This window comes from Roseibium sp. (assembly GCF_025698965.1).
Taxonomy (GTDB): Bacteria; Pseudomonadota; Alphaproteobacteria; order Rhizobiales; family Stappiaceae; genus Roseibium.
The window spans coordinates 1-4548 of record NZ_JAILWL010000506.1 but is presented as its reverse complement, the minus strand read 5'-3'; the positions used below and the strand labels follow the sequence as shown (position 1 = coordinate 4548).

General features: G+C 55.8%; 4 protein-coding genes. 2 read left to right on the top strand and 2 right to left on the bottom strand.

Annotated features, from left to right (window positions below; all coding sequences use genetic code 11):
- Together K5905_RS28200 and K5905_RS28195 are read right to left on the bottom strand one after the other, a co-directional pair.
- Positions 1-1020: TRAP transporter fused permease subunit (locus K5905_RS28200; protein ID WP_297590587.1), on the bottom strand; the 1020-nt coding region annotated here is incomplete at its 3' end.
- An 81-nt stretch (positions 1021-1101) separates the two neighbouring features.
- A complete protein-coding gene (locus K5905_RS28195) occupies positions 1102-2112 on the bottom strand; it encodes a TAXI family TRAP transporter solute-binding subunit (RefSeq protein WP_297590585.1) in 1011 nt (336 codons plus the stop codon).
- A gap of 127 nt (positions 2113-2239) precedes the next feature.
- Between K5905_RS28195 and K5905_RS28190 the strand changes: the two genes are divergently transcribed.
- Complete coding sequence (locus K5905_RS28190) at positions 2240-3217, top strand: LysR substrate-binding domain-containing protein (RefSeq protein WP_297590583.1); 978 nt, start codon at positions 2240-2242, stop codon at positions 3215-3217.
- A 152-nt stretch (positions 3218-3369) separates the two neighbouring features.
- Positions 3370-4548 (top strand): aminotransferase (locus K5905_RS28185; RefSeq protein ID WP_297590581.1); only part of this gene is annotated, 1179 nt, incomplete at its 3' end.

Here is a 4548-nt window from a genome sequence, read left to right as displayed (position 1 = left end):
AGCTATGACAATGGTCGTGTAAGGCACTTCCAGGAACTCGGCCATGATGAAGGCCGCGGCGCCCATGATCGGTGGCGTAATCTGCCCTCCGGCCGAGGCCGCGGCTTCAACACCGCCCGCAAAGTGGCCTGGATACCCCAGACGTTTCATGTTCGGGATCGTCAGTGCGCCGGTTGAAACAGTATTTGCAACCGAGGAACCGGAGATTGTTCCGAAAAAGGCGGAAGAGACCACCGACACTTTTGCCGGTCCACCGGTGTATCGGCCTGCAAGAATGGTTGCGTTGTCGATGAAGAGTTTTCCAAGCCCGGTGCGCTGCGCAATCACGCCGAACAGCACGAAATGAAAGACGATTGTCGAAACGACCCACAGCGTGACGCCGAAAATACCTTCCTGCGGAAAGTACATGGAGGATACGAAGGTCCGGAATTTGACGCCCGGGTGCTGAAGAATGCCCGGAAACATCGGCCCGAACAGAGCATAGGACATGAAAACGCAGATGATCAGCGGCAGAACCCAGCCGAGCGTCCGCCGGGCAATATCGAGTACGAGGACGATCAGGATGCAGCCGAAAACCATGTCGTAGGTGTTCGGATTGCCCATCCGGAATGTCTGTTCCTCAATGCCGAGTAACGGAATGCCGTGCCAGGCCAGTCCGAGATAGAGCGATGCGGCAACACCGAGCACCATGAGCAGGATGTCGATATAGGGCACGCCGCCAAGGCGTAGTGCTCCGGACTTGAGGTCAAAGGCAGTCTTGGTCTTGATGCTCGGGAAGAGGGCATAAATCAGAATGAAGAGACCCGACAGGTGCCAGCCCATGTGCCAGTAGTCGGGTGGCAATCCGAAGCCCGCGGTTATGTAGTGGTAGAAGGCATAGACCAGGGAGACGTATCTCAGAAGCTTGCCCACGAGCGGTGACACCTGACGCGTGGCGGCACCTTCGTCATATTTTTTCTCGATTTCCGCAAGTTCTTCTGCGGTCAATTCGCGTGCAGCATCCGCCGTCTCACCGGGCATGTTACCTCCCACCAGGTATTAGGTTGTCGCAAAAAGAGTGCGGGACGGCGGCTGTAACCGTCCCGCAAGTCGAGGGAGGGATCAGTTCAGAAGACCTGCGTCCTTGTAGAAACGTTCTGCACCCGGATGCAGCGGAACACCGAGATTGGCAACTCCGTCAAGCGCGGTTTCAGCAGTGATCTGCTTTCCCTTCGCATGCCCGTTATCGAGAAGCTTGCGCGTATTTTCGTTCCAAAGGGCTTCGGTGATGCCATAGACAAGATCGTCACTCAGGTCTGAAGACACGATCAGCAACGCCGAAACGGCCGGTGTGTTCACTTCGTAGTCGATGCCCTCATAAACCCCGGCCGGGATTTTCGATGGGATATAGGCAGGGATGACTTCATTGATCTTGGCCAGGTCTTCATCCGTGAAACTGTGAAGTTCCATGCCTTTGGTCGAGGAAAGCTGTACCATTGCGGAAACCGGCCAGCCAGCAGCGTAGAAGTAAGCGTCGATCTGGCCATCCGCGAGCCGTTCCGCCGATTGGCTGTTGTTCAGCTCCGCTTCATCCATGTTGTCGCGCGTGACACCCCATTCATTGAGCATCTGCAAGACGGCAACCTGCGTGCCGGAACCGGCTTGTGCGATGCCGACCCGCTTGTCTGCAAGATCGCCCAGATTTTCGATCGAAGCGCCTTTCGGCAGTACCAGGTGAAGGTCCTCCGGATAAAGATTGGCCACAATGCGAAGTTTCGGATGAGGCTTGCCTTCAAACTTTCCTTCGCCGAGATACATGGAGCGTGTCACGTCGGCCGCTGCGAGACCCGCCTCAAGTTCACCATTTTCAACAGCGGAATTGTTGAACACCGACGCTGTGGTGGACTGGGCAATGGCGATCAGTCCCGGAACGCCGCACTGGCCGCCTTCGTCGCAGGGTCGTGAGCCCGGAGGTGCAGAGATGCCGTTGGCAATCGTGCCTCCGATCGGGAAATAGGTGCCGCCCGCGCCCCCGGTGCCGATGCGGAAAAATGTCGGATCCTGAGCGTAGGCCGTTCCTGCGCTCAGCGTTGCTGCGACGAGCGCAGCGCTCACTTTGGTCATGAAAGTCATTGTGTGTTCCCTTTGGCAAGATGAGAGACTTTTGTCCCGGTTTTTGTTGCCTCTAGGATGATCGGTATTTTGATAAATACAAATTTGAAATTGCTTTAAAAACTAAAATTATATTTATATATCGCTTATGAATTTATCTCAGATCAAGGCATTTCGGGCGGTCATGGGCTCGTCCTCTCTGCTGGAGGCAGCCCAGAAACTTGGCCGAACGCAACCGGCAGTCAGCTCCGCGATCCGCTCTCTGGAGGAAGCGCTGGGGCTGAAACTTTTCCGTCGACGCGGCCGCCAACTCGTGCCGGTGCCCGAAGCCTATTATCTGCTTGAAGAAGTTTCGGAAATTCTCGACCGTATGTCGGCGGTGTCGGGGACGATGAAGGGGTTGGCAGCCGGGCAGCGCGGCAACCTGAACATTGCCGCCATGCCGGGTCCGTCCGCATTCCTGTTTCCGCGCTACATAAGCCGTGTCATAGGGAACAATCCCGACATTCAGGTGTCGTTGTCCTCGCGCACGTCTCCTCAGATCCGGGAACTGGCCGCGACGCAGGGTATCGATTTCGGTTTTGCGGATTTGTTGACGCGGAACGAGCAGACCCCGACTTTCCAGCAGGATGTGATCAGCGCGGACTGTTTCTGTGCCTTGCCGAGGGCGCATCCTCTGGCACAAAAATCTGAAATCGTATTCCGGGATCTCGACGGCATTCCGCTTGGATCGCTGCAAAGCTTCCACTTCCTGCATCAAAGGACCGTTCAGGCCATTCGTGCGGCAGGTGGCAATCCCAACATGGTACTCGACAGTCAGTACTTCCTGCCGATGATGCAGTTCATCAAGGCAGGCAGGTGTCTTTCGATTGTCGACCCGCTGACGATGGTGACGGAACTTGAGATGAATGTGGCTGGTGGCGATGTTGTCTTCAGACCGCTTGGACAGGAGTTTCGCTACGATTACGGTCTTTTTTGTCCACTTTATCGCCCTCTCTCGCGATTGGCTGAAACCATCAAGGATGGTTGGGTGGACGAAGTGATGGAACTGTTGACCGACGTCGACGCGCATCCGGTCCTAGAGTTGGATACCCGCGACCTGACAAAGAGAAACGTCGAGGAATAATGCAAAAAGGTGCTGTTCCAGCGGTAGTACGAATTTAAAAAACCTGATTGTGCTTCGGCGTTTCCGGGACTAGCTTGAAATGCGCTGGTCAGGGGATGGTGCCTTCTCCGCTGGCGCGATCCTTCCACCTGTCTTCCCTTATGAGGCGTTTCATGGCGCAGTTGCCGAATTCTCTTGAAGCCCGCGATACCGCGTTTCAACTTCACTCCTATTCCGATGCCCGCGTTCAGGAAGAAAACGGTGCCCTGATCATCGACAGGGGGGAGGGCATTTATGTCGAAGATGTCAACGGCAAGCGTTACATCGAGGGCATGGCCGGCCTTTGGAGCGTTGCGGTCGGTTTTGGCGAGAAGCGTCTGATCGATGCTGCCACCCGGCAGATGGAAAAGCTGCCCTACTATCACACCTTCACTTACAAGAGCCACGGCCCTTCGATCGAGCTTGCGGAAAAGCTGATTGAGATGTCGCCCGTACCGATGTCGAAAGCTTATTTCACCAATTCCGGATCCGAGGCAAACGACACGGCGATCAAACTGATCTGGTACCGGTCAAATGCGCTGGGCCAGCCGGAGCGCAAGAAGATCATATCGCGCATGCGCGGGTATCACGGCGTAACGGTGGCCTCCGCCAGCCTGACAGGCCTGCCAAACAATCACCGATCCTTCGATCTGCCGCTCCCGCAGATCCTGCACACCACCAGTCCGCACTATCGGACGATGAAATACGACGGTGAAAGCGAAACGGATTTCGCCAAACGGTGTGCGCAGGACCTGGAGGACCTGATCCTGGCCGAAGGTCCCGACACCATTGCTGCATTTTTCGCTGAACCGGTCATGGGTGCCGGTGGCGTCGTCGTGCCACCTGAAGGTTATTGGGAAGCGGTTCAGCCGATCCTGAAAAAATATGGCATTCTGTTTGTTGCCGATGAAGTCATCTGCGGGTTTGGCCGAACCGGCAACATGTTCGGCACGGAAACCTACAATCTGCAGCCGGACATGATGACGCTGTCGAAGGCGTTGTCGTCGTCTTACCAGCCGATTTCCGCGCTCCTGATCAATGATGAGGTTTATCAGCCGATTGCAGACGAAAGCCACAAGATCGGTGTTCTGGGGCACGGCTATACCGGCAGCGGTCATCCGGTTGCGGCAGCGGTTGCTCTGGAAAACCTGAAGATCATCGAAGAGCGGGATCTCGTTGCACACGTAAAATCAATTGCTCCGGCCTTCGAGAAACGCTTGGCAGGGCTAGACGAAAATCCGCTTGTCGTCGAAACGCGCGGTATCGGCCTGATCGGAGCTGCGGAACTTTCGCATGAAGCGCTTGCGCAAAAA

Bases quoted from the DNA above. Each gene is read 5' to 3' on its own strand.
- K5905_RS28195 (WP_297590585.1), bottom strand. From the start codon at position 2,112: ATGACTTTCATGACCAAAGTGAGCGCTGCGCTCGTCGCAGCAACGCTG.
- K5905_RS28190 (WP_297590583.1), top strand. From the start codon at position 2,240: ATGAATTTATCTCAGATCAAGGCATTTCGGGCGGTCATGGGCTCGTCC.